This window comes from Methanolobus bombayensis (assembly GCF_017873415.1).
GTDB lineage: Archaea > Halobacteriota > Methanosarcinia > Methanosarcinales > Methanosarcinaceae > Methanolobus > Methanolobus bombayensis.
Window position 1 is genome coordinate 1 of record NZ_JAGGKD010000012.1, and the last position, 26804, is coordinate 26804.

23 protein-coding genes and 1 CRISPR repeat array are annotated in these 26804 nt (G+C 40.6%); of the genes, 10 read left to right on the top strand and 13 right to left on the bottom strand.

Annotated elements, in window-relative coordinates:
* Nucleotides 1-198 precede the first annotated feature (198 nt).
* A complete protein-coding gene (locus J2746_RS11690) occupies nucleotides 199-2931 on the bottom strand; it encodes a PAS domain S-box protein (protein WP_209621076.1) in 2733 nt (910 codons plus the stop codon).
* Nucleotides 2932-3032: 101 nt separating this feature from the next.
* Nucleotides 3033-3575, bottom strand: coding sequence for an Hsp20/alpha crystallin family protein (locus J2746_RS11695; protein ID WP_209621079.1), 543 nt, complete (start codon nucleotides 3573-3575; stop codon nucleotides 3033-3035).
* A 164-nt stretch (nucleotides 3576-3739) separates the two neighbouring features.
* On the opposite strand from J2746_RS11695, the gene J2746_RS11700 reads away from it, so the two are divergent.
* Nucleotides 3740-3946, top strand: coding sequence for an MM0924 family protein (locus tag J2746_RS11700; protein WP_245250132.1), 207 nt, complete (start codon nucleotides 3740-3742; stop codon nucleotides 3944-3946).
* Nucleotides 3947-4079: 133 nt separating this feature from the next.
* Here J2746_RS11700 and J2746_RS11705 read toward each other — a convergent pair whose 3' ends face one another.
* Complete coding sequence (locus tag J2746_RS11705) at nucleotides 4080-4304, bottom strand: hypothetical protein (RefSeq protein ID WP_209621082.1); 225 nt, start codon at nucleotides 4302-4304, stop codon at nucleotides 4080-4082.
* A 267-nt stretch (nucleotides 4305-4571) separates the two neighbouring features.
* Between J2746_RS11705 and J2746_RS11710 the strand changes: the two genes are divergently transcribed.
* Nucleotides 4572-5948 carry a dihydrolipoyl dehydrogenase family protein gene (locus J2746_RS11710; protein WP_209621085.1) on the top strand — a complete coding sequence of 459 codons (1377 nt, stop codon included), beginning with the start codon at nucleotides 4572-4574 and terminating at the stop codon, nucleotides 5946-5948.
* A gap of 25 nt (nucleotides 5949-5973) precedes the next feature.
* Here the strand turns inward: J2746_RS11710 and J2746_RS11715 are convergent, their stop codons facing one another.
* The 9 genes from J2746_RS11715 to cas3 all read right to left on the bottom strand — a co-directional run bounded on the left by J2746_RS11715 (nucleotide 5974) and on the right by cas3 (nucleotide 18409).
* A complete protein-coding gene (locus tag J2746_RS11715) occupies nucleotides 5974-7275 on the bottom strand; it encodes an MFS transporter (RefSeq protein WP_209621088.1) in 1302 nt (433 codons plus the stop codon).
* A 101-nt stretch (nucleotides 7276-7376) separates the two neighbouring features.
* A CRISPR array of direct repeats spans nucleotides 7377-9601; the repeat unit is 29 nt; unit sequence CGGTTCATCCCCACGTGTGTGGGGAACTC.
* 135 nt (nucleotides 9602-9736) lie between these two features.
* A complete protein-coding gene (gene cas2e, locus J2746_RS11720) occupies nucleotides 9737-10021 on the bottom strand; it encodes a type I-E CRISPR-associated endoribonuclease Cas2e (RefSeq protein ID WP_209621091.1) in 285 nt (94 codons plus the stop codon).
* Complete coding sequence (gene cas1e, locus J2746_RS11725; RefSeq protein WP_209621094.1) at nucleotides 10002-10913, bottom strand: type I-E CRISPR-associated endonuclease Cas1e; 912 nt, start codon at nucleotides 10911-10913, stop codon at nucleotides 10002-10004. Before cas1e ends, cas2e begins: the two co-directional genes overlap by 20 nt.
* 12 nt (nucleotides 10914-10925) lie before the next feature.
* Nucleotides 10926-11609: a type I-E CRISPR-associated protein Cas6/Cse3/CasE gene (gene cas6e, locus J2746_RS11730; RefSeq protein WP_209621097.1), complete on the bottom strand. Its 684-nt coding sequence runs from the start codon at nucleotides 11607-11609 to the stop codon at nucleotides 10926-10928.
* A complete protein-coding gene (cas5e, locus tag J2746_RS11735; RefSeq protein WP_209621100.1) occupies nucleotides 11600-12346 on the bottom strand; it encodes a type I-E CRISPR-associated protein Cas5/CasD in 747 nt (248 codons plus the stop codon). Before cas5e ends, cas6e begins: the two co-directional genes overlap by 10 nt.
* 20 nt (nucleotides 12347-12366) lie before the next feature.
* Nucleotides 12367-13485 (bottom strand): type I-E CRISPR-associated protein Cas7/Cse4/CasC, encoded by a 1119-nt coding sequence (cas7e, locus tag J2746_RS11740; RefSeq protein WP_209621102.1) that lies wholly within the window; start codon nucleotides 13483-13485, stop codon nucleotides 12367-12369.
* Between the two features lie 18 nt (nucleotides 13486-13503).
* Nucleotides 13504-14013, bottom strand: a complete 510-nt coding sequence (gene casB, locus J2746_RS11745) for a type I-E CRISPR-associated protein Cse2/CasB (protein ID WP_342451843.1) — start codon at nucleotides 14011-14013, stop codon at nucleotides 13504-13506.
* A 39-nt stretch (nucleotides 14014-14052) separates the two neighbouring features.
* On the bottom strand, nucleotides 14053-15639 hold the full coding sequence (gene casA, locus J2746_RS11750) for a type I-E CRISPR-associated protein Cse1/CasA (protein ID WP_209621109.1): 1587 nt from the start codon (nucleotides 15637-15639) through the stop codon (nucleotides 14053-14055).
* Nucleotides 15640-15655: 16 nt separating this feature from the next.
* A complete protein-coding gene (cas3, locus tag J2746_RS11755; RefSeq protein WP_209621112.1) occupies nucleotides 15656-18409 on the bottom strand; it encodes a CRISPR-associated helicase Cas3' in 2754 nt (917 codons plus the stop codon).
* A gap of 215 nt (nucleotides 18410-18624) precedes the next feature.
* Between cas3 and csa3 the strand changes: the two genes are divergently transcribed.
* A complete protein-coding gene (gene csa3 / locus J2746_RS11760) occupies nucleotides 18625-19224 on the top strand; it encodes a CRISPR-associated CARF protein Csa3 (protein WP_209621115.1) in 600 nt (199 codons plus the stop codon).
* A gap of 72 nt (nucleotides 19225-19296) precedes the next feature.
* Entirely contained in the window at nucleotides 19297-20010 is a 714-nt protein-coding gene (gene alaXM / locus J2746_RS11765; protein WP_209621118.1) for an alanyl-tRNA editing protein AlaXM, read from the top strand.
* A 26-nt stretch (nucleotides 20011-20036) separates the two neighbouring features.
* Here the strand turns inward: alaXM and J2746_RS11770 are convergent, their stop codons facing one another.
* Complete coding sequence (locus J2746_RS11770) at nucleotides 20037-22427, bottom strand: ATP-binding protein (RefSeq protein ID WP_209621121.1); 2391 nt, start codon at nucleotides 22425-22427, stop codon at nucleotides 20037-20039.
* 429 nt (nucleotides 22428-22856) lie between these two features.
* Between J2746_RS11770 and serA the strand changes: the two genes are divergently transcribed.
* The 6 genes from serA (at nucleotide 22857) to J2746_RS11800 (ending at nucleotide 26800) form a co-directional block, all read left to right on the top strand.
* Nucleotides 22857-24428, top strand: a complete 1572-nt coding sequence (serA, locus tag J2746_RS11775; protein ID WP_209621137.1) for a phosphoglycerate dehydrogenase — start codon at nucleotides 22857-22859, stop codon at nucleotides 24426-24428.
* Between the two features lie 46 nt (nucleotides 24429-24474).
* The gene (locus tag J2746_RS11780) at nucleotides 24475-24957 is read left to right on the top strand and encodes a hypothetical protein (RefSeq protein WP_209621139.1); all 483 of its coding nucleotides are present in this window, start codon (nucleotides 24475-24477) and stop codon (nucleotides 24955-24957) included.
* The gene (locus tag J2746_RS11785) at nucleotides 24957-25433 is read left to right on the top strand and encodes a DUF2240 family protein (protein ID WP_209621142.1); all 477 of its coding nucleotides are present in this window, start codon (nucleotides 24957-24959) and stop codon (nucleotides 25431-25433) included. The genes J2746_RS11780 and J2746_RS11785 overlap by 1 nt, the downstream gene beginning before the upstream one ends.
* A gap of 135 nt (nucleotides 25434-25568) precedes the next feature.
* Nucleotides 25569-25949, top strand: a complete 381-nt coding sequence (locus tag J2746_RS11790; protein WP_209621145.1) for a 50S ribosomal protein L18e — start codon at nucleotides 25569-25571, stop codon at nucleotides 25947-25949.
* Between the two features lie 9 nt (nucleotides 25950-25958).
* Nucleotides 25959-26378, top strand: coding sequence for a 50S ribosomal protein L13 (locus J2746_RS11795; RefSeq protein ID WP_209621148.1), 420 nt, complete (start codon nucleotides 25959-25961; stop codon nucleotides 26376-26378).
* 17 nt (nucleotides 26379-26395) lie between these two features.
* Nucleotides 26396-26800, top strand: a complete 405-nt coding sequence (locus tag J2746_RS11800; RefSeq protein WP_209621150.1) for a 30S ribosomal protein S9 — start codon at nucleotides 26396-26398, stop codon at nucleotides 26798-26800.
* Nucleotides 26801-26804 lie beyond the last annotated feature (4 nt).

Here is a 26804-nt window from a genome sequence, read left to right on the forward strand (position 1 = left end):
TTCCTGTTCTGGAGTAGACTGTATTTTAATTGGTAATGTCAATTGCATAAAAAATACCTGATTTATATTATGATTTAAGATTATTTAATTGTTAGCGTTTGATACTGTTTTTTGATTGGTTTATGACGCTTTCACCCCCTACTTGTCGCTACGTTCCGAGGAAGGGGACTTCTCACTTTTGAGTTAAACTTGTGATTCTCATCTGTCAGCCATCGGGACGGTGAACCAGAAAGTACTACCCTGACCTGCCCCATTATCAGATACAAAAAGCTCTTCACCATGACATTTCAGTGCCATCCGGGAAATAGTAAGCCCAAGTCCCTGACCGCTTACGCGCGAGGTACCAACCCTCTGGAACCTATCAAATATTTTTTCTTTGTAATCTTCAGGTATTCCTGGACCTTCATCAGACACACTGATTCTCCATTTATCCCCTTCATTCAGGATTTCAACATTGACCCTTCCACCTCTCGGAGAATATTTGATAGCATTGGAAAGCAGATTGTAGAAAACTTCCTCGATTATTGGATTAACAAGCGCATTGCACTGCATAGGAGAATTCAGTTCAATATTTATACCGTCATCATTAGCTTTTAAGAGCAGCCTTTCGAGTGCACTGTAATAAATCTGCTGCAGGTCAAGCACCTCTGTAGTCATATCAGATGCATAATTAAGCCTGGCAAATAAAGAAGCTGAATCTATTGTTTTCTTTAGTTTAGCAGTACTGCTCACAACATTTTCCAGAAGATGTTTTTTTTCTTCATCGGTTTCCATTTCCTCAAGATAACCGGCAAATCCCTCTATCAAAGAAACCGACCCGAGAAGGTCATGACTTGTAATATCTGCAAACATATCTTTGACCTCATTGGAATATTCAAGCTGTTGTGCATGTTCCCTTATTGCTGATTCCAGCACCCGCCGTTCACTTATATCTCGACCAATAGCAAACATTCGCTTCTTGCCATTGAATTCCATCATCTGGAGCTTGACTTCCAAAGGAACGGAACTACCATCCTTCTTGAGAATCTCCAGCTCTATTGTCACAATTTCTTTTTCCATTGTCTCAGCTATGATATCCGGAACCTGTGGACGGATTTCAGGTTCAAGCAATTCCGCCACATTAAGAGTTGTGAATTCATGTTCCTGCATACCCAGTATGTCTTTCATTGCCCTGTTGACTTCCAGTATACGTCCTTCAGTATCAAAAAGACAGATAAGGTCGCTGGCATTATCAAAAATAGCACGCATTTTTGTTTCTGATTCCCTGAGAAACATGCCGGCTTTTTTCTTTTCAGTAATATCGCGACCTATCAGAACAATGTATGTTATACCCTCATTCTCAACAAATGAAAAACTTATCTCCGCAGGGAAAGAAGAACCATCCTTTCTTAGAAGTTCGGACTCCATTACAAGATGACCATGCTCAGCAACATCACCTACCAGTTTCTGAATGTTGCATCCGGCAATAATACATCCGGAATTAAAAACGTCTTTTTCAAGTACTTCAGATCTTGAATAACCAAGATCATCAAAGATCCTGTCACTTACATAGATGAATTTTTTTGTTATTGCATTAAGCACCATGATATAATCACTGGATTGATTTATCAGATTACGATAAAGTTCCAGTGAAGTGAAGGAGTCCCTGAGTTTGATAGTTTCAGCCAGGATATTTGCGGCAGATTGAAGGAAATTAATATCGTGTTCGTTGAATATTCTCCTTTTGTCAGAGTGAACACATAATACACCATACATATTTCCCCTTTCACCTATGATCACAGTTGCACTACTCACTATGCCATGTTCATGGAGATAACGGGGCACAAAGAACCTTTCCTCTTTATGCAGGTCCTCTATTATCAGCGGAATGCCAGTAAGAGCTGTGTACCCTGCAGGAGAACCAGTATCTTTTTCCACAAGTGCGGAACCTATACACCATTCACTAAGACCGTAGCCATATCTTAGCAGAAAATTACCATCCTCAAGCACTTCCATAATAAGAGAATATTTTATTCCCAGAGTATCAGCTATCAGTTTTAATGTATAATCCATCAAAGCGCTTATATTACTACACGAAAGAGCTTTTTCTCCAAGCCTGGAAAGAGCACTTTCCTGGAGATTCATGAGCTCCATTTCATGCTCAAATTCTTTTCTTTCGCTAATATCCAGTATAGCGCCGTGGAAATGGGTTATATCATTACCATTATCGCGAACTGCATAGGAGCGTTCCAGAACCCATCTTTTTTCACCATCTGCTGTACGAATCATGTACTCTTTTGAAAAATGATTTCCCATACATTTCTCAACAGAATCCTTCACAGAATCCAGATGATCGGGATGAACAATATCCGCATAAGCAAGATTTCCCGAAACAAATTCATCAGGGCTGTATCCAAATTGAGATATGTTTTCTGAGACATACTCCACAGACCATACATCATCACCACGCCATAGGAAAGATACGAACGGCAGATGTGATGCCTTCAGGTCATTTCCATCAAATGAAGATTCATTTGCACATACTGTCCTAATTGTATCATCTCTTAAAAGGCACATTTTCCTGCCGGATCCAGTTGTCCCATCAAGTGAAAATACCTCACAGGTCAAATACCTGAGATTACCTTTTGAGTCTATGATCTTGAAGGTACGGGATTTTTCCTTTTCCCACATACCCTCTGATGAAAGAATGAACTCAGAAAAGTAATCTTGTTCTTTATTATCAGAAAAAAGAAAGTCATCTGATCTTTTCATCATTAGTTCTTCGGCTGTAAGTCCAGTCATATCCTGAACAGCAGTATTTGAATAAAAGATCTGATCATATTCATCAAAACAAATAATCCCTATATTTAGTCTTGTGAACAGATCCTGTTCAATATTTTCCAGGAGTTCAGGCAGAACGGAGCCAGCCGTATTTTCAGAACTAGCAGACATTTAAATCCCACTTTGTAATCCAATCCAACTAAAGTATAGCTGGGGCTCATATATACATTGTGGTTATGATATATCTAGAAAGTGATAGAAACCGTATGGTTTCAATCTATATGTACAGAACGTGCAACACCCAGTTCTTTTATGTCCATTATGACCTCAAGGACACCATTATGATATCTTGCTTTGGCAGAATCAGGGTCTACACTGGTTGGAAGATCGATGCTCTCTTCATACATCATCTCTTCATTTTCCGCACTAAGCTCAAGTAATGTCTCAGTAACGTTCAGTCCTATATCCTCTTTTTCAACATCAGGTATCTCGATTGTAACATGTACCCTGTCATCGATCTCAAATACATCCATAAGAAGCTTTCTGTCATTTACCCTGAACTGCTGTATAATGGATTCTGCTTCCTCGTCCTCATCTTCATCATCAGAGAATACATTCCCGAATTCCCTGATCTCCGGTTCTTCCCCGGGATGTCGGGACACTGAAAAACCATAAAAGAATGGCTGCTTTTCAAAATCATCGAAGTTAAGACCGAACTTTTCTATCATCTGATCTATGATATCTTCTATATCTGTAAAACTGCCTTCGATAAAGATATCGTCAAAAAAACCTCGCTTTTTTCTTTTGTCAGCCATAGATAAACACCGCTTTGCTAGGTAGATAGAAGTCGCACTATTTATGCTTTGGGAACTATTTCATTCTTTTGGGGCGAATGACCCATGATTGAAGTATATAAAAACCACGAATCAATACATATATTAACTGTGTCAATACAATTTAAGATGTACAGGTGATAAAGATGGATGACAGCTTAAAAATGCAACCATTTATTGTGGAACACCTGATGGGAAAAGATGTTTCGGTATACTGTGGTGGCATCCTGACTTTCCGCGGAAATGTCAAAGCATGCAGTGACGGCGTCCTGACGCTTGAGATTACCGAAAAACGTTATTCACATATATCCATCAACAGTATAATAACTATAAATTACGATGATAATTCCTGATAGTGAATAGTTTTACTATTTTTGAAATTATGGCTTTGTAGAAATCTCCAGTATTTGTGTGCAAATTTAACTTAGAAATAATTTGACAAAATAGCAATGGTTGTTGAATAGGAAACCTTTGGAAAGATTTCCTTTACTCGATCATTTCTGAATCTTTAACAGGTTCAAAATATTCGCAGTTATTACAAAAATAACCCTTTTTAATCCATTTTCTTTTACCTTCCGTAGGCACTGTTTCTTGAGCATACAAAGCAACAAGATAAGCAGATTTACATTTGTGACAGACTGGTAATTTTCTACCAGTACTACCCCTTCCTTGTTGTCTACGTATTCCCATATGTCCTTTATTGTGAACCATAGTTAAACAGATGTGGTTTTATTATTTATACCTGTGTATATGATATAGTCTATGCACAGAAATTATATTTGTGACACATATATTCAAAAATTATATATTTTGCTTAATTTACTGAATTTGGTTGATGATATTAAATTGAATATGATTTCTACAGAGCCGAAATTGCATATAATTATAATCCATGGTGCTTAATGTATCGGACAGACAGGAAAATTATAACCCATTGAAAACCTATTTTAAACAGATCAGTTACCGGAGTCATAGATAATGGACATGGATTACGACGCTTTTATAGTTGGTACCGGAGTTGCAGGCTCTTCACTTGCGTACAAATTACGAGCCGCAGGGATGAAAGTTGGCATCGCAGACAAAACTGATTTTGGAGGAATTTGTGCACACCACGGCTGTATTCCCAAGAAAATACTGAGCGGTGCAGCTGAGATCGTTGATGGTGGAAGACGCATGAAAGGAAAGGGTGTCAGTTGCGATCCAAAACTGCAGTGGACTGACATAATACGTTTCAAGGACCAGCTGGTCCACTCATTTACCGACCCTAAAGAAGCAGCTTTCAAAAAAGCAGGCGTTGATACATATCATGGAATGGTGAGCTTCCACGACCATAACACCTTACTTGTCGGAGACAAACTTGTCTCTGCAAAGCATATTTTACTGGCAATAGGCGCAACTTCAAGAAAAATAGACATACCCGGTGCAGAATACCTTACTACAAGCGATGAATATCTGGATCTGAAAGAACTGCCTGATAAAATAATTTTTGCAGGTGGAGGATATATCTCATTCGAATTTGCTCATATTGCCGCAAGAGCCGGAGCCGATGTGACCATTATCCACAGAGGAGAGAATCTCCTGAAAAACTTTGACCCTGATCTTGTCCGCATATTGCTGGACGCATCGGAAAAAGCAGGAATAAAAATAATAACCGGGCAGGAACTCAGAGAGGTCAGGCAAAAGCAAAAAAAGAACTTAAAAGCTGATGTATGTGACACAGAACTTGAAATTATCACTTATAGTAAAAAATTAGAATCTGAAGTAATCCACAACTGTAACATGGTTGTTCACGGTCTTGGAAGAGTACCTGACATCGACGGACTTGAAGCTGAAAAGGCCGGAGTGGCAATTGAAAATGGTGCAATCGCAGTGAATGAATACCTGCAAAGCATCTCAAATCCCTCAGTCTATGCTGCCGGAGATTGTATCCGGCCCGGACCTGCACTAACTCCAACGGCCAGCCTTCAGGCAAATGTAGTAGCATCCAATATCATTGAAGGAAATAAATATACAGTGGACTATTCAGGAATAGCTTCCGCAGTATTTACCATACCAACACTTGCTGCAGTGGGTCTTATGGAAAAAGATACCAATGAAAATCATAAAGTCCTCTTTAATGACCTGAGCAAGCTTTATTCTGCAAGAAGGACAAATCTTGGATACTCTGCTTCCAAGGTCATAATTGAAAAAGATACAGAAAAGATCGTCGGAGCCCATGTGATCGGTCCCGGAGCGGATGATACCATCAACATCTTTACCCTTGCTGTAAAATCAGGACTTACACTTTCCCAGGTAAGAGAAGCAATGTATGCTTATCCTGCCAATAGTTATGACGTGAAGTATATGCTCAAGTGAGTATTTATTTCATCGACCTATTTGTCTATTCTGATGCACTTGAACTGCCTGATCCGTCAAATGAACGCAGGCGCATGGAGAGAATAAAGACACAGCCAATTATAGCTGCTGTTATAAGGAAAGACCATCTTCCGGCAAGTTCGTAAATAAGACCACCGCCAATAAGTCCGAAAATACCAGCAAAACTTGTAACACTACCTGAAATTCCCTGAACAAGACCCTGATCATCTTTTCCCGCCAGTCTGGCAAGCATTGATTGTATCGAAGGCCACATAAGACCATTTCCAAGAGCAAGAAGGACGGCTGCCACATATGTAAAAAATGTACCTCCAAATGCCAGCACTACAAAGTTCAGACCTAGAATAAAACTTCCGCCTATTATCATTGTAGAGTCCCTTGATCTCTTAGATACATAGGAAAGTACAGGTCCTTCTACTATCACAAGCACTATGCTCAAAAATGAGAAGAAGAAACCGAGTTCTGCAATGCTCCACTGGAGATAATCCGCTGCATGAACAGGAAATGAAGTGTAGAATGTGCTGAAACCCAGAAATATCAGGAAATAGATAATGAACATAAGCCGAAGGTTGCCCATATTCCAGACGTACCTTAAACCACGTTTGTGATCTTCACCGGAATTATTTACGGCTATTGGATGTGAATTACTATCCACCTGTCCTGTATCAGTCCTGTAGTTTCGGGTTTCCGGAATATAGAATGCTACCATCAAAGTTCCTGCAAGGGCAATTAATATTGCAGCCAGCACCGGGAGTGCCTCACCATAGACCGTTACACTCAGAATACCTGCAAGCGCAGGTCCCACTATAAAACCTAAATTTGTTGATACGGAAAGTTTGCCAAAATTCTTGCTCCGGTCATTATCAGTACTGATGTCAGCGATATATGCATTTGCTACTGCAACATTACCCCCTGTCAGACCATCAAGTGCCCTTGCTATGAAAAGAATCAACAAAGGAACAGTGAGCATAAATGTCCCAAGGGGACCTGAGTTTACATTTACCAGTATTATTATGGGTACAAAGAGAGCTATAAAAAAAAGTATCCATGAAAAAAGAGTACCTGCCTGGCTGACAAACAGGACTTTTTTCCTGCCGTATGTATCAGACCATTTGCCAAGAAGTGGGGAACCTATCAACTGGAAAAACGGATACATCGAGGAAAGAATCCCATATATCAGAGCGTTGCCGCCAAATCTTTCCACCAGAAAAATAAGGAAAGGAAGAACTAGACTTATCCCCATGGTACCGATAAAGTTCACCATGAGAAGAGGATACACAGATATTTTGTTCCCTGTTTCTTCTGACATTTGTTAATATTTTTAGGGTGCAGCTACTATATGATATTATTGAGGGGATTGAAAGAAGTCTGTTACCCTAAAATACGGAAATGGATTGTATACATATTATACAATTCATCCCCACGTGTGTGGGGAACTCATTGGTCCACGATTCGGCACTTGATTCGAGGGCGGTTCATCCCCACGTGTGTGGGGAACTCTCTCTGATTTCTTCTTCATCCCTGGGAGATCTCGGTTCATCCCCACGTGTGTGGGGAACTCCCTTCTTAAAGCATTGTTTTCCCATTGAAGTTCGGTTCATCCCCACGTGTGTGGGGAACTCTCTTCGGGGTAGTTTCCAGTGCATGTAAATCACGGTTCATCCCCACGTGTGTGGGGAACTCAATTGCTGCTGTTCACTATTCAGATTAGGTAACGGTTCATCCCCACGTGTGTGGGGAACTCGTTGTGCTAGGGAAATCGATAGCAGTATTGTACGGTTCATCCCCACGTGTGTGGGGAACTCCCTTGCCTTAACATGACAACCAACACATAGAACGGTTCATCCCCACGTGTGTGGGGAACTCTCCTTAACCTCATCAGCTACATAGATAGTAACCGGTTCATCCCCACGTGTGTGGGGAACTCGAAAACAGTATTATATATTTCATATAATTTTTCGGTTCATCCCCACGTGTGTGGGGAACTCATGACATCGTTACCGATGTTTTTTATATCATCCGGTTCATCCCCACGTGTGTGGGGAACTCTTCGTTCGAATCCACACTTCCCCGGTAATTCGCGGTTCATCCCCACGTGTGTGGGGAACTCCAGAGATTAACACCGAGCACGTTAAACGGTCACGGTTCATCCCCACGTGTGTGGGGAACTCGACATCAGAAAGGAACTAAAAGAAGATGGTGTCGGTTCATCCCCACGTGTGTGGGGAACTCATAATAGCGTTAGCTCTGACTCTACAGACGAGCGGTTCATCCCCACGTGTGTGGGGAACTCTGAATTTACGGACTATGTTACCGGCAATACGTCGGTTCATCCCCACGTGTGTGGGGAACTCCTCAGATACAGGTACAATCCAGTTACATAGAACGGTTCATCCCCACGTGTGTGGGGAACTCTAGTTCAACAGTTCTCATCTTATGATCTCCTTCGGTTCATCCCCACGTGTGTGGGGAACTCTAGGACAGGTTTACGGCCAATGGTGGTGGGTTCGGTTCATCCCCACGTGTGTGGGGAACTCCAAACATTTTCAAGTGAGGGTTACATGAAAGCCGGTTCATCCCCACGTGTGTGGGGAACTCATACCCGCCGCTTTTTTCCTTATCCTTAGATTCGGTTCATCCCCACGTGTGTGGGGAACTCTCTGGATTGAAATTACTCCTGTGTACGGGCTTCGGTTCATCCCCACGTGTGTGGGGAACTCATCACCATCGTCTGTAATTTGATGTATAGGTGCGGTTCATCCCCACGTGTGTGGGGAACTCTTCATATCTCTTAATAGTGGCCATATACCGGGCGGTTCATCCCCACGTGTGTGGGGAACTCAGCAGAAGACACAACCACGGACGGTACACTGACGGTTCATCCCCACGTGTGTGGGGAACTCTCCGACATTTGTAGCTGTTGGTGGTGGCTTCGCGGTTCATCCCCACGTGTGTGGGGAACTCCGCCACTGTTGTTTTTGATGACATCGCGCAGTCGGTTCATCCCCACGTGTGTGGGGAACTCCAGGTACAAGTCAAGAGCTGGCGATCCTCTTACGGTTCATCCCCACGTGTGTGGGGAACTCATACGGGCAAAGATTGAATGTTGCACCAACTACGGTTCATCCCCACGTGTGTGGGGAACTCCCTGCAAGACAGCTGCAACAAATGTCCTGAAATGGTTCATCCCCACGTGTGTGGGGAACTCGAGAGAGATCCTCGCTTTGACGAGTTCTACGTCGGTTCATCCCCACGTGTGTGGGGAACTCTCTATTTTTGCCACCAGACCGGTCACATCGTCCGGTTCATCCCCACGTGTGTGGGGAACTCTTTGAAGTTTCTGGTCTTGTTGATTCCACTGTCGGTTCATCCCCACGTGTGTGGGGAACTCAACGAATATCTCGGATGGGTACAGGGGTCAAACGGTTCATCCCCACGTGTGTGGGGAACTCTCATGAATGAGTTTGATGATTATTTTGATTGGCGGTTCATCCCCACGTGTGTGGGGAACTCTCTCGGTTCTCCGGTTTCTCGTTCTGGTTCTTCGGTTCATCCCCACGTGTGTGGGGAACTCGCTTGTGACGGTTATGACAACACACTCTTCTCCGGTTCATCCCCACGTGTGTGGGGAACTCTGTGCGTCTTTTATGTAATCAATAAAGAAATAAGCTTCCGTATTCCATTATTGTTAAGGTTTTATGGGATTTGAATGAGATATCCATATGTTTGACCTCTGCATCAGTAAAACCCATGAACATAATAAGACCTGATTATTTAGTATCAGATAAAAAAGATATTAAATTAACCCCATCCATTTCTTTAGGGATTCGGCGGTTTTCACCCATTGTAATAAAATCATACCCTGCTTCATTAGGATAGTTCCATATAATGACTGCATTTCCATCTTCAAGGCCTGCTTTTATATTCCTGACAATCATGTCTCTTACCTTTACTGAATAATCACCAACATAAACACCTGCACGAACCTCTAACAGCCACAAAGCCAGACGTCCACGCAGTCTGTCGGGTGCATTCTCAAGCACGATGACCAACATCGCCAATACTCCCTTCATTTGGAATTGCAGGTGGCCATTGATCCTTAGGTGTATCTGAGATATCAATTCCACCTGCCGAAAGAACATCTTCTATAGCAGGAATGATCTTTTTCAACAATCTGGTTTCTCTAAAGGAATCACGACAGGCAAGTCTCACAGCTCTCTCATAATTAGTATGCTTTTCAGATGCAATTCTAAAAGCAATTGGAACCACTGTCTCAAATTTGAACAGATCGGCAATGTCGTAGACAAAGGAACGCGGCTTTCCAGTATGAATAAATCCCACTGCAGGAGAGTAGCCTGCTGCAAGTACTGCAGCTTCGGTCACACCATATATACATGAAGTTGCAGAACTAAGGCATCTGTTCTGGACATCAGCACTATTCCAATCTCCCGGATCATAGCTTCTTCCCTTCCATTCGATTCCATATTGCTGAGCAAACATCTGATACATCTTCTTTACGCGGGCAGCTTCCATTCCACGCATCTGTTCAATACTATAACTATCTGGCAATACTTCATTAAACCTCATATCATACATTTTCCGGACGACCCTACGCCTGAGATCATCATCCAGGGCAAGCTTTGCCTGATACAGCAACCTATCAGCACGTGCACCTCCAGGTTGTCCTGCAGAATAGAGCCTGACACCAGCTTCTCCTACCCATATCAACAAACATCCAACGCGTGCTGCAAGAGAAGCTGCTGCATGAGATACCCTTGAACCCGGTTCAAGCATGAGACAGGCAATACCACCAACCGGGATCTGTGTACGGACTCCATTTTTGTCCACAAGTACGAAAGCACCGTCTATAACATCAAGTTCGCCTCTTTCAAGGAAAAGTAACGAGAAACGTTCTTTTATGGCAATGGGTTTGACTTTGGGAAGCAATAAAATCACCACTCAACGAATAGGACGTACAAGAAGCAAACCACAGCCAAAACCTTTAGCAGGACCAATTCCATTAAAAAGTACTTGTTTAAACAGCTCTGGTTCAGTTACCGTTAAAAACCCGGTAAAATCAATAGTATTGAAGCTGACATGATGTTTACCACTTGGTTTGTAGAATTTGTGCTTCCGATAGCTATCCGCACGTACTTTATTAGAATCAATTAAAAAACCATTCTTTTCAGCCTTCTTCTGCAACCATTCAACACCTTTCGTCTGAACAATCTCAGAGATATCAGGATAGACAGCATTTCTTTTGTTTTCATTTTTTATACGAAACTTTTCATCCATGACCACATCATGCCTATGCTGTTTTCCTTTCTCATCTCTTTTTGAAACAATTGGATTTGCACGAAGAGAAAAAGATAGATTCTGCCCGGATTTTAATATTGGATCATATTGCTTTACATCGATATCCCACAGACCAGATTCATCTTCCGGCTCCCTTTCAGATACAAAGTAAAAAGCAGGTAATTTTCCGTCTGATTCCTGACGATATATAAAACTCCTTTTATCGTCAGCACCTCTTGAAAATATAGGCCATACCAAACGGTGAATATTATAGCTGTTTCCCATATTTTTCCATGAGGTTTTATTTGAGACTACAGCCGGAAGCAAGCGTGCTCTACTCATATACATGTATCTTTCCTCCAATCAAGCATCGAATAGTATTCCTTCCTATCTGAGAACTGCCACCTTTTCCGGCTCAATATATTATCACGTCTGGAGACACTATGTTCGAATGCGATATCTTCTTCAGGATTATCCCAATAGAATCTGCAAACACCATCATTGATTAATTTCCTGACAAAAGCTTCATCTTTAAACTCAGCATTCGTAAGTGCTTCTTTCATATTAGAACCAGATACTATTATTGGATCAAGGGGGAGTGATAAAGGACATGATTTTCTTCCAAGATACATAGAAAATGAAGGCTTTTTCAGACTGTTGCCAATCGTTTCAAGAGAATAAGGCGGATTATCAATTGTTGAAGAAAGAATCACGGTATAAAGTCCGTCACAATAGTAATCTCTTGTCGAAAGAATAGTATTTAATTCATATTTTGGAACAGCAAGTTCATCTTTCCTTGTTAAAAATTTCTTCTTATTTCTGCCTTTACCTGAAGCAGGAACCTGAGACGTGTGATAATCACGAAGCATAACGCCTGAAGAGTTTATAAGAACTCCATAATGATAAGCAGAAGCCAGCTCCAGTTGTTTTTCTTCTTCGTCCCTACGAATACCCAGAGCTGCTCCCAACAGACCGAATATCGCTGATTTTGAAGGGTGATCAAAACTAGGCCTGTAGGGACCTACTGCAATGTCACCCCATGAAACCATTGGACCGTATAAGCGGAAAATCAAATAATCTTTCACGCTAATCGACTCCTTTCTGCTTAACTGCTTACAAACTTCAGCATTTCTTCTAGACTACCTTCTCCTGTATAGGCATTCATATCCAGTCTTTCCTCGCAGCAGTCACCATACACATGTTCCATTTTTTCATTTGTTTTCTGGAGAGACTCTATAGCATTTTTCAACATGTTTCTCCCTTTTACAGGTTCTAGATAGGAAACTGAAAGTGAACGTGGTTGTTGCTTTCCTTTTTCTATCATCATGTATGAAGCATATGCTCTTGAAGCAAAACTATTCTGTTTGCCTGTAGGAGAAACTTTTGCCATTGATTCAACTAAAGCACATAAAGCATTATTTGCAAGCTCTTTATCTCCACCAAGATTGCTTTCCAGAAGTTCACGATCAATACAAACATACGTATAGAAAAGACCAGATGCAAACTCTGTTTCACCAAGATGTCCTGAACCCATGTCCTCATCCCCTCTATTCAGATCATCAACTGCTGTGAAAAAATCGTCTTCAACTGCAACTTCGTTGGTCGTAATAGCATGAGAAACTTGTACTGCTGCTTCAGTATTGAATTTTGTATTAGATGCAAGCATACGTCCGAACATAGCAATATCTACAGCGGTGTGGTCCTTTCTCAAAAGATTAAGTTCATCTTTAGAAGGAGCGCTCCCACTTGATGATATTTTAGTTATAAGCTGATCAATCGCAGATATCTCTTCTGGACTGAAATGTGCCAACTGTTCTATTTCGAGATCCACTAAGGAATCTTTCGCTTCTTTATTGGAACCTTTTTTGGATTTTCCAAAAACACCGGCTATTGCTTTAGACCACTCTTTCGCTTCTTTTTCAGAAATAATTGAATTACTTGATGATACTTCAGTATTGTCTTTCAATATATCTACTAAACTAAGACCAGTTGTCAATGCCTTAAAAATATTAACGCCCATGTTTTTTGTGCGGATACCAATATGACTACCAAGGCTTTCTTTGAAGATATCTGATGTCCTCCAGGCTCTCTTAAGACTCTGTGAAGAGACCCTGAGTCTTTGAGTTCCACCCATAACAGCAGTCTTTGGTCTTCCCAGGTCATCACGGTTCAAATTGGATGGGGGATACGATACGAGTGTATGTATTTGTACAAATTTTGTCATTTTATTCTCTCCTAAATTTTAACTTTTTGTTCCGGGTGCTTTTTCATAGTAACTGTAAGCCCATTCTTTCTTTGTGATATCATTCCACCAGTAGAGACTGTTCGCAAGGTTGCAGGCATTGACATTTCCATCCATTAACTTAACAATTCGAACAATTGAACTGAACAGTTCTTCCTTGTCCTTGATTTTTAATAGTCTCTTAAAACGTAACCCGCTAACCTGTGCATTTGAACCATCTTTGACACTTGCCATTTGAGAAGCAAATGATTCTCCACCCTGATGATTTTTCACATGAGCCATCACTCCGGCAATTACTGCAACAGAGTCCCTGTTTCCAAACCCAATCTTGTTTAAAGTCAACCACAATTTATGGTAAGCCGGATTAAACACCACATCCACAGTATTGTGGCATCTGCGAAGATCTGCACGATCTCCTCGATTATTGTCCAAATCCCTCCACCATGTCAGTAAAGCCTGACATGCTTCTGGATTTTTTTCCAAAGAACTTTTCTTTATAGTCAATTCCAATCACCTTTTCAAATACAATTATAGTACAATCAAACATTGTTATTTTTTAGATTTCTCAGGCAATCCCAGAGTCTTTCTTATTTTCTTACCACCTTCGTAATTGTATCTTCTAAGATCTCTGCGAGCTAAAGCTACTCTTTCAGGATCAACTACACTGAATTGCATGGATTGAGAGTATTGATCAAACAATCTTTCAGATACTTTTGAAAGACTCCTAACCCATTGTATTTTCAAATCAATGGCATCCGAATTACTTTCCAGTGCGGAGATTAATTCATTGAGTACATGATAAAATACAGATTCTGTATCATTCCAGAATCTGGAATCGATAAAAGAGATATCTCCTCTAATCGGATTTTTGCCGTATAATGCTTTTTTTGTGCAGCCTTTTGTATTATCACCTATAATTTCAGCAGTCTTTATCAGTTGAGATACGATGGATTCATAAGAGAGCCTGATATTCTCAGGAACATTGAACAAAGGCATAATACTTTCATACCAGCAACGGACCTTCATATTATCGAAATCATAACCGAATGCCCATAGTTGAGGAGACCGTTGGAATACATTATCCAAATTTGCCAAATCCAACTGTTTCCCTACAAATCGTTCAAAAGACAAAGAAGGATGCTGTCCATTCTCAGGGTCATTTTGAACCAGACCCAGCCAGTGGCGATAAGTTATGCCACCAGGCCCCGGATGAAGTGGTATTATATTATCTTTTGTTTCACGATGCGGACTCAGGACATGGCACCAACCTCCTTCATAGTTTACTCCGTAATTCTTTGTAACATAATGTGAGACAAGTCTGTCAGATTCACATCCACATACATCGCAGACCCCATCCCCGAGATCATCAAAATCAATACTAATTCTACGTGGCATTCCCCAATACATTTGTTTGGGATTTACGCTCATTGGAGTTGTTTCCGTTCCTTTCTTTTCACTTGTACGGGTGGGTCCCATCCACGGATAAATATCACTTATTGCATTATGATCGATATCACCTAAACTTTCAAAATTATTTTCTGAAATTATATTCAACCAAATTGTTTGCCAAAGATCGTTACCCAGAACTAAAGTGGTCAAAGGTCCACCACCTCTGAGTGAAGTGCGATAACCTTTTCCACCCGTAGGAGCATTTAATTGTAAATTGAATAATGCAGTTGCACAACAAGAAAAACACATTTGTGTCACTGTGTCTCTCTTTAAAAAGTGGTCTACGTTATTACTAATTGTGTTACTACCTGGCATTTCCATAAGCAACACATCCACCCTATTTTCAGTCCCTTCAAATGGTTCATAACCCTGCATAAAACGTTCGTTTTCCCCGTCCAGATTGAAAACATGAGATACACTGTTAAATATCTCCAATAATTTATCGGGTTTTGGAGGTGCTGTAAAATGTTTTCTCCATTCCCTTTCATTGTTAGGAGACATAGTAGTTTGTACTAATCCGATTAGAAATTGAATCAGAGAACCATTAAAATCAGGGCGTGGTGCAGCCAGAGAAATTATAGGATTCGAATCCAATTTGCCAGTAATCTCCCATGGAGCTATCTGTTCCTTTTTACCATCCTGTCTATTTACCCATATCCATTTTTCATGAATCAAATTAAAAACCATGGTATTACCTTCTTCATTATTTATTTATACAGAGACCAATTTCCGAATTGTAAACTAACTGGATTTGGTTGTTGTATTTGTCTTTTGCAGTACCCTTCCAATTATCCCCGTCTTCCGAGAACATAGGAATCAATATACTCCACTTACCTTTGTCTTTCATTGAATCCTGAACTTTTTGGATTAATTCATTAACTTCCTTTCCATAGTCCTCTGAGTACCTAATACGGCCACCACTAACACATAACTGGCTCAGTTCCCATGAAAAAGTATCAGATTTTACCATAGGAATAAGTATTCCATCTTCAAACCGTGCAAGGCGAATGTTCACCGATTCACCAAGGCGAGTTGGAGTTACAACGTCATCCAGCCATTGAGTACCCGAACGTTCATAACCCTGTGAAAAGTTTAAAGACTTGAAATTAGCCATGGAGGTTTGAGCCATTGAATCTCCATAGGCACGTTCATCAAGAACTTTTAATTCAGAGGGAACTTTGGTGCTAGCATCTTTGCCAAAAACACCCTCTATGAAATATCGACTTTCATCCGGTATACAGAATTTTCTGCGTTCTGCAAGCAAATTAGCAGTAAGCCACAATTGTCCGTGAGATTGGTAAACATATGCCCCTTTAGGGAACATATCCGAATACCAGTCTGCTGAGATTTCCCCGTTTAATTTTGGAGAAAGGATTCCGAGAAGAGGAATGCCTCGTTCATCGCAATCACTTAAAGCACCATTTTTGTCACGACAATGGCGTTGTAAACGACCAGCTCTCTGAAAAATCAGATCAATTGGAGCAAGATCAGTAACCATATAATCAAAATCTATATCCAAAGACTGTTCTACAACCTGCGTTGCTATCAGCACTTTACCCTTACGTTTTTGAACATCAGTTTCTTTTCCGAATGTATTAAGAACATCATTTTCAATATTCAGGCGATCTCCCATTACATATCTTGCATGGAAAAGGATTACAGACTCTTTTCCCAGCTCAGACACAAGTGTATCATATGTTTCAATTGCATCATCAACAGTATTGCGAATCCAGCAACAACACTTTCCCTCAATTGAACATTTAACAAGCTTTTCTCTGATTGATGATTCATCATTGAAAAATTCAACATTTACAGTACGTTCCGTACCAGCACGAGGTTCTATTTGAATTTCCGAAAGATCACTTTCACAAACATGTGTTATAAGAGGATAGTTTCCACTGGAAATGCCCTCTATCGAGTAACCGCGTCCACGACAAAAATGTGACGCCAGCTCCTGACGATATTTAATTGGTAGTGTGGCGGAAAGAAGAATTGCACTACCACCCAATGAAGCATGGAACTCCAAAAGACTGCATAGCAATCTATGCATATATGGATCATATGCATGAACCTCATCAACTATCAGGACATTACGTGATAAACCCAGTAATCTCAGTGATTGATGGTTCGAAGGAAGAATTCCAAGCAAAGCCTGATCAATAGTTCCTACACCAACATTAGCAAGCAGAGCTTTTTTGCGATTATCAGCTATCCATGTAGAACATTGGAAGGAAACGGTATCATCATCTGACGAAGAATATCCATAATTACTATTTTCGTCACTCTCAACCCCAATAGATTTACTGTAAACGTCCAATAGGTGACTTTGACCGTGCGCAAGCACAAGTGAAGGAAGAGAATTATGTTCATACAATTTTTTGTGAGAATCCACTAACCTTCCATACATTGCATTAGAAGTTGCCATTGTTGGCAGACCAAAATAAATACCGTTTGCAATACCCTTTGCCATTATACGATGAGCCAAACATAAAGCAGCTTCTGTTTTGCCACTTCCTGTAGCATCTTCCAATATGAAAAGTTGAGCATTATCCGCAATAAAACAGCTCGATATATGATCTTGCATTGGACTCGGAACATCAACTTTAGGAAAGAGAATACCCATTCCAGTAATTAGTGAAATCACTGAAGGCAAAATACCTGAATTGTTCAGCGCTTTTTCTGCTGAAGGCAAAGCGTATTTTTCCCAATACTCCTCCAGAGGAATGGAGGTTGAGAAATATGGGAACTGCTCGTTTGAAGAACCAATCCAATCACTTACTATTACAGTGCCTGCAAGCAACCACGAAGTACTCTTGAATGCAGTTTCCAAATCTTCAAATTCATATTCATAGCCCTCAGGTCCAGAGAGACCTTTGAAAGCATCTTTCAATAACAAAGATGATACTTTTTGTACATATGAACTTGCCATTGCGAGGTCTTCTTCAGTAAACAATTCATTTTGATTCACCGCAAGTCCATTGTCCATATATCGTTTTGGAGGATTTCCATGATGTCCTGTTACTGATATAACCCATGGAAGAATAAGGTCATTCCAATCAAATGAATCAAAAGAACTTTTGTCCAGACAAAGCCAGTTTTCATTCCATACAGTTTGCCAGATCGTTCTCCAGAGGTAAAAACCCATGCTGTCATGTCGTAAAATGTAACTTTTGTTACTACCATGTCCTCTTAAAGACATTAGTATATCTGGTTGAAGATTTTGAAATCTTTCTGAAAATTTACCTAAATCATGAATTGCAAGATAGAATGATACCAATGAAATTATTTGTTCATCATTTAGTGGAATATAATCTTTAAATTTTTGCAGAATCAGGTTGTCTTTTCTCAATAAGAGATTTCCTGTTGCAGCTACATCTAAACAATGGTATGCCAATAAATGATAATCTGAATTGGAATTACTATCTGCAAAAACAGACTTCCCCCAATTCTTATACATATCACCCAATTTCTTGTCACTCCCATAGATTAATGGCAATATAAATGAACTACAAGTAATCAAATAATTCAAGTGTCAAATGATTACTAAAAGTATAACTGTATACCTTAGATATATACTTTTTTATAGCAACTAAAAACAATACCACATCCAATACTAAATATCCATACATACCCCAATTACAAATATATACCTCTACCACATATCAACATTCAATGCCTGATCTAACTCTAATCACAACACTATATACCCTTGACCCCGTACTGGTCTGCATAACACGCCTTTCGCCAACCAGAGTAATAATACTCACAGAAGACGGAGCTGTGGACAAAAAAGTCCAGGCAGAACAGATGCTTGAAACTACTTTTGGGAAAGTAATCGAAATTCAGAAAATAATTACCTCGCTCTATAATCCGGTGAGAGTTGCACAGGATGTTGCTGATGCCATCGAAAAGGAGCATGACTGGGGTAACAAAGTAGTTATCAACGTATCCGGTGGCAGGAAGCCTCAGGCTTTCGGGGCGCTGTTCGGAGCCTATGCCCGGAGTGACATGGTCAAGAGAGTTGTCTATGTGACAGAAGAAGATAATGTCATGATAGAGTTCCCGATACTGGGATTCAACATATCTCCCACCAAAAAGGCCATTCTTGAACATATAAAACAGGGTGAGAAGACAGTAAGTAAGATCGCTGTAAAGGTTGGGATCTCCAGAGGGATGGCCTATAACCATATTCGGGAATTGAAAGATATGGGTTATATCTCAGATGAGGATGGTTTCGACATAACCGATTCTGGAAGGCTTGCAGTAATTTAATCATTATTTACTTTTTTAGAGCTCACTGTAAATGCAAAAAATTAATTCGGATAAGTGACTTTACCTTTATCCATGAAAGAACTATACCTTAACGATTGTTACCTGAAAGAGTTTGATGCTACTGTTGAAAGCGTAAAGGACGATAAATTCGTGGTTCTGGACCAGACAGCTTTTTATCCTAAATCCGGTGGCCAGCCACACGATACCGGTAAACTTGTAAGAGAGGACGGAACTGAGTTCCCGGTGATCTTTGCAGGAAAATTTGACGGAAACATAAGCCATGAAGTTTCAGTTCCAGGACTTAAACCCGGTGATAAGGTAAAAGGTATCATTGACTGGGACAGAAGATACCGCTTCATGCAGTATCACACTGCATGTCATATACTAAGTGCAATAATCCACAATGAAACAGGTGCCAGAATAAGCGGAAACCAGCTTGGGGAAGAAAAAACACGGGTTGATTTTAATCTGGAAAACTTTGACCGAGAGCAGATAGCTTCCTATGAGAGCAAGGTCAATGAGGTTATAGACAGAAATATTCCGGTCAGCATAGATATAATGTCCCGTGAAGAAGCTTTCAGTATTCCCTCTGTTGTCAAGCTCAAGGATGCATTCCCACCTGAAATCGAGAACATAAGGATAATCACTATCCCCGATATTGATATACAGGCATGTGGAGGTACACACATTGCAAACACAGGGGATATTCCCCACATATCAATAATAAAAGCAGAGAACAAAGGAAAGAACAACAGGAGAGTCTATTTCAAATTTGTCGATGAATGAAAAGGATCTAGTATTATTTTTAAAGGTCATTCAGTATCGTGGATCTCAGGATTGAACAGAGGCAGGGATAAATGAACTGTTGTTCCAACTCCTTCCTCACTTTCCACCTCTATTGTTCCGGAATGCAGTTCAACAATATTCTTTGCCAGATACAGACCAAGACCATTACCTCCGTGAATGCGAGTGGCTGATCCGTCCACCTGATAGAACCTGTCAAATATCCTGTCCATACATGCACCGGGTATGCCTATACCATGGTCAGTGACAGTAATCTGCACGTCTTTATCTCCTTCAAGTGCATTTATGGTTATTTCTGATCCTTTTGCTGAGAACTTGATCGCATTGTCAAGAATATAAACAAAAAGATATTTGAGGAATTCACCATTACCATAAACAAGGTGCATATCTGAAGGATATTCTTTTACAACATTTACGTCATTATCTTCTATTTTTAAGGAAAGACTGTTAATCGAATTGTCAAGAACGTCTTTTAAATGTATAGGTGAAAGTACATGATATTTCTCAAAATAAAGGGAGTTCATATTGAGTAATGATTCTATAAGCCTTTCCAGACGCTCTGAGTTAGAAACAATGACCTTCATACACTGCTTTTGCTTTTCTTCCAGGTCACCCAGAAGACCCTCATATATTACTTCACTATAACCTTTTATAGAAATAAGAGGTGTCTTTAATTCATGGGTTATATTGGCCACAAACTCGTCTTTCATCCTGTCCAGTGATTTCAGTTCTTCATAGGCTTTACGTGTTTCATTAAGAAGTCGGATATTCTCTACGGTGATACCTATCTGATGACCCACGTTGCCCAATATATTAAGGTCGGACTTTGAAATGATGGTATCTTTATCGGGCAGTAGCAATATAAAACCCACAAGCTCTTCCCGGGCTATTATAGGCACGTAAACTAATTTCCCGATATTTTCACTGATAATAATATCTCTCAAACAGCCTTTTATTTCACTAACTTTTCCTGTGATCCAGGTATCCTTCATATACGGAATGATCTGGAAAAGGGGGTCATTCTCTTGTAAACAGTCCAGTTTTTTAGTAATTTCATCCCTGAAACCTGTAGCTGAACAAAGAATAAATTTGTTCTCAATAGAATTGAAAAGATAAACAGAACCTGTAGAGCAATCAACATAAGAGTTTATCTCTTTAAGAATCTCTCTGAGAAAATCCTGCATCTCAACTGAAGTTGCGGCAATCATGGCAGTTGATTGTAGTATCAGAAGATTGCGGTTCTTTCTCTGGAGATCTTCCTGAGCAAGTGATATTTCAGTAATATCCTGAGTAGTTCCCCGAAATAGTACTCTTCTTCCTTCGCTATCCCACGTTACTTCACCAAGAGAGTGAAGTATGCAGATCCTGCCATTCTTTCTTATCAGCCTGGCACGCACATCAAATTTATAACCGGGAATTGTAAGTGCCAGTTCCACAGCAGAATTAAAAACATCCCGGTCTTCCGGATGCATGCGCTCAAGATAGGTATCGCGGCTAATATTCACTTCACTGGGAGCATAACCCATGATCCGGTACATTTCCTCTGACCAGAAATGTTTCTTTGTACGCAGGTCGATCTCCCAGCTTCCCACACGGGATATCTCCTGCGCCCTTGCCAGTCTTTCACGGTGTTTCAGGATGGATTCTTCTGCTTTCTTTCTTTCAATACTATCGATAAAAAGATCGCCTACGACCCTCATTAGTTTGACATAGTTCTGTGACCATTGCTTTTTACGTCCAATGGTATCAAATCCCAGAAAACCTATCATTTCTCCATCAGACTGTAAAGGAATAGAGAGAACTGATCCAATGCTTTCCTGTTGTAATACACTTTTTTCTTTGCTGGCAGATGCAGGCAGTTTTGATGTGTCAGGTATATGGACTATCTCAGGGCTGGCCATCTTTTCCATCCACCAGGGAAAATCACGGCCGGGATAATAGTAAATTTTCCTGTTGTCCATATTATTAGTATGCCATTGATATACAGTATCAGTCTCTTCCGGTTCAGAGGATAATAATGTTAAATAACTGCGATCTGCATCTGCAAAATCAGCTATTTTTTTTAGTGACTGCTCAATGGCATCGTCAATATGTTCCGATTTTTTCCCGATAAAATTAGAAGAAATTTCTGCGACAAGATTTTCAAACCTTAACTGAGAGAGAAGCTCAGATTCTGCATACTGGCATTTACGTGCCATTTTTGAAACTGTCATCCCAAAGAGAAGAAAAACAAGAAAAACAAAAGAACGTACATAGACATCATAAAAAGTCTCTTTTTGTTCCATGGAAAAAGGCAGTATATTGTGAGAAAAGAGCAGATGCACTACATAAGTATCAGCAACCAGAAATGTAAGACCAAAAAATATTGAAATCAGTAGTATCTTCACGTCTTTTTTCATATACAATCCTGCTGCAAAGAGAATAATTAATTTTGGCAATATGGATGCCTTAATCTATTTTCAACGGCTTTTAGACTATGTAAATCTAATATAGAGGATTTTATATATATCTTCCTATTTTATCCGGGAAAACACAAATGAGAAGGCATTCATACAGAAACACAAGGAAGAAAGAAGATAATTTTAGCCTGGCTATCAATGTATTGTTACAATTCACCTTTATAGTATCATGTACTTAAGTTTTTAAAGAGACAAGTATATGTAAAATGACGCATTCACGAAGTAGGTTAAAATAGGTTGAGGTCACTTGAACTGAACCAGGGACTTACAGGACATTATGTAGAAAAAGATATAATTGCATTTGTCATTTAAACCTATTAAATCAAAATGAGCAATTAATTATTGCATTTATCTGCGGAGATATTCAAAATGAAAGTACTAGTTAGTGATCCATTATCAGAACAGGGATTAGCAATACTTCAGCAGCATTTCACAGTTGATGTCATTACAAAACTTTCCGAAGAGGAACTTGTAGAGAAAATACCGGAATATGACGCACTTGTCATAAGAAGCGGTACACAGGTTACAAGAAATGTCATCGAAGCTGCCGACAAGTTAAAGATCGTTGGCAGAGCCGGTGTTGGCGTTGACAATGTCGATGTTGAAGCAGCCACAGAAAAAGGAATCATAGTTGTTAATGCGCCAGAAGGAAACATGCTTTCCGCCGCAGAACACACTATTGCAATGATGATGGCACTCTCAAGGAACATAGCACAGGCAAACGCATCACTCAAATCCAAAAAATGGGAACGCAGCAAGTTCATGGGTGTTGAAGTCAACGGAAAGACACTTGGTGTTATCGGACTGGGGCGTATCGGTGCTGAAGTGGCAAAGAGAGCACAGGGCCTGAACATGAATATCCTTGCATACGATCCTTTTGTCTCCGAGGAGAGAGCAAAAGAGATGGGTGTAACAATGATGTCTGTGCAGGAGATCGCCAGGGAAGCAGATTTTATCACAGTTCACACACCACTTACCAAGGACACGAGAAATATTATCGATGCTGAAGAGTTCAACATGATGAAAAGCAATGCAAGGATAATCAACTGTGCACGCGGAGGCATCATTAATGAAGAAGCACTTGCAGATGCCCTTAACAATAACAAGATTGCTGGTGCCGCAATAGACGTTTTTGTCAACGAGCCACCTCTTGACAGTCCACTCCTTGACTGTGAAACTCTTATAGCAACTCCGCATCTTGGTGCATCAACCAGGGAAGCTCAGATCAATGTGGCAGTTTCCGTTGCAGAGGAAGTTGTTGCGGTATTAAATGGCGGAACTGCAAAGAACGCTATCAATATACCTTCCGTAAAACCGGAACTTATGACAATGCTTGCTCCTTACATACAGCTTGCTGAGACAATGAGTAATGCATGTGCGCAACTTCTGGGCAAGAACTACCAGAAAATCGAGATATCATATAACGGAGATATTTCCGAGAAGGATACAAGACCTGTCACCGTTGCTGCGGTAAAAGGAATGCTGCAGGTTGCACTTGGTTCTGCAGTAAACTATGTCAATGCAAATGCCCTTGCAAAGTCAAGGAAAGTAGAAGTCATTGAAAGCAAGTCAGAAACCACAGAAGAATTCAGTTCCACCATCAAGGTACAGGTTACTATGGATGATGAGAAAGTTTCAATTGGTGGTACTGTTGTAGGTGGCAAAGGAAAGATAATCAGTGTCAATGGAGAACATGTAGATATTGTGCCAGCCGGATACATGATCGTGGCAAAACACTTAAACAAGCCGAATGTTATCGGACCTTGCTGTTTAGTACTTGGAAAGAATAACATCAATATCTCCGGCATGCAGGTAGGGAGAGCTGAAATAGGTGGAACTACCATAATGGTGCTTAATGTTGATTCGGAAGTACCCGAGGAAATATTGAAAGAGATGAGATCAGTTGAAGGAATTATCGATGCCAAGCTCATCAGATTATGATAAGTTTGAATGATATTATAAAATAAAAGGATGGTAGCAGTTTAAAATGATGCGAAAGCGAATATATCATCGATTTCCGCACAGGACTGTAGAGTTTGAACAGAAATACCGCTACCATTCAGACCTTCCTTTTTTTGTGAAAGTGATGGCTAACATGGATGGTAAGTTCGGTATGTTCGTCACCGAATCGGTGACAAAGAGAGGACATCGTATTCAGGCCAAGCGAGAGATAAGCGTTGAGATCGTTTACAATGGAATTGATTTTTCACCGCTTAACTATGATACTGTAGAGGATGTACTCGATACTCTGGAACCGGAAGGCATAGTTGATTTCAGGATACATCTTAGATACAGTTATCTCGATGGAAAATATAATCGGGTACCTTTCAGAGGAGATATCTACCTTGCCAGGGCCATCCTTGAGCATGAATTGCTGGTGCTCCAGATAAATCACATTGATGGTCCAAAGAGAACCGAGTGTGGCAGGGTTGCCGATACTATCATAGATGAACTTCGCAAGGGGTCCTGATGGACGAGCTTATGCTTGTTGCAGCGACCCCGTTCAAGAGAAATAACAAAAGATCCCTGCCCATTAAGGATTTCGAATTTGTGCTTTCCTTTGATCTGAAGTGGATGGCCCCGGATGCTGCTTCGAAGATAAGGGACAAAGCCATCGGGGCGCAACTCCTCAGGTTTGAAGGGTCAGAGCTAATTCCTGCATTTGATATTGAGAAAATAGATATACCCCCTGGTTTCAAGCCTTCTCCATCTCTATTTCAGGAGAGATCACTAATTGAGGACATCATTGCTATAATAGTGGCAAGATGCGGAAAGAATACAAAAGACGTTATCGTCCTGATAAATAATAAGCAGGAAGAGTTCGATGACCTGGTAGATATTGAAATCGCAGGACTTCTTGTTGCAAAAGATCTGGGATGCGATATCAATCCTATTTACGACCGCGTTTATGAAAGGGTTTTTAGGACAGAAGAAAAACCCACATAATCTTTATGTACTATTAATGTTATTCAGACACCAGTCTGAGTCTACAGACTAAATATGTTCTTACTTAACTGACACCTAACGGATGTTCGAACGCATATTATGCGTGAGTGAGACAAACTCTTGCGGAGGAACATTATGAGCAAGAATACAAACGCAAAAATCCAAAGAAAGACAAACCCTCGCACTCCCGTGCTAATTGCAGCACTGAAGGAAGAGGCGCGCCAGAACGAAGTTGCTATCTGGAGAGATGTGGCAAAGAAACTGGAAAAACCTGGAAAAAACTACGCACAGGTGAATCTCAGTAAGATCAACAGGTACGCAAAGGACGGAGAGACTGTCCTTATTGCAGGAAAAGTACTTGGATCAGGACTTCTTGAAAAGGCAGTCACCGTTGCAGCATACAATTTCAGTGCAACAGCAATGGAAAAGATTGCAGAGGTTGGCGGAAAATGCCTGACCATCGAACAGATAATGGAAGAAAACCCAAAGGGATCAGGTATCAGGATCTTGCAGTAGGTGAAAAAGATGACAATTATCGATGCAGAAGGACTTATCATGGGCAGGCTTGCAAGTGCCGTTGCAAAAAAGCTTCTTGCCGGTGAGAAAATTGATATCATCAATGCTGAAAAGGCAGTTATTTCCGGTTCAAAGTTCGCTACAATGAGAGAGTATGACGAAACCCTGAGAAGAGGGAAACCGGAATTCGGACCATTCTTCCCAAAAAGACCGGACAGGATTCTCAAAAGAACTGTCAGAGGAATGCTTCCATACAAACGTGCAAGAGGAAAGGCTGCAATGTCCAACCTTAAAGTGTATGTAGGAGTACCAGAGGAGCTTCAGGAAAAGGAATGCATAACAATGGATGAAGCAAGTATGAACCGCCTTAGCTCAAACAAATACCTCAGGCTTGGCGACCTAAGTAAGAAACTCGGTGCTAAGATCTAATAAGGAGGAAGATCATAATGACTACTAAAGTTATAACCTCATCAGGTAAGAAGAAGACAGCTATTGCACGCGCAACACTGAAAAAGGGAAATGGAAGGGTACGTATCAACAAGAAACCACTGGAGATATTCGACCCTGAATTTGCAAAGCTTAAGATCACCGAAGCAATTATGCTTGCAGGTGACGCTGCTGCAGACGTGGATATAGATGTTACAGTAAAGGGCGGTGGAATCATCGGACAGGCAAATGCCGCAAGGACTGCAATTGCAAGAGGTATTGTTGACTGGACCAACGATACAGCCCTCAGAGATACTTACATGGCATACGACCGTAATCTCCTGGTAAACGATTCCAGGCAGACGGAAACCAAGAAGTTTGGTGGACCGGGTGCACGTGCCAAATATCAGAAATCATACAGGTAGGCGA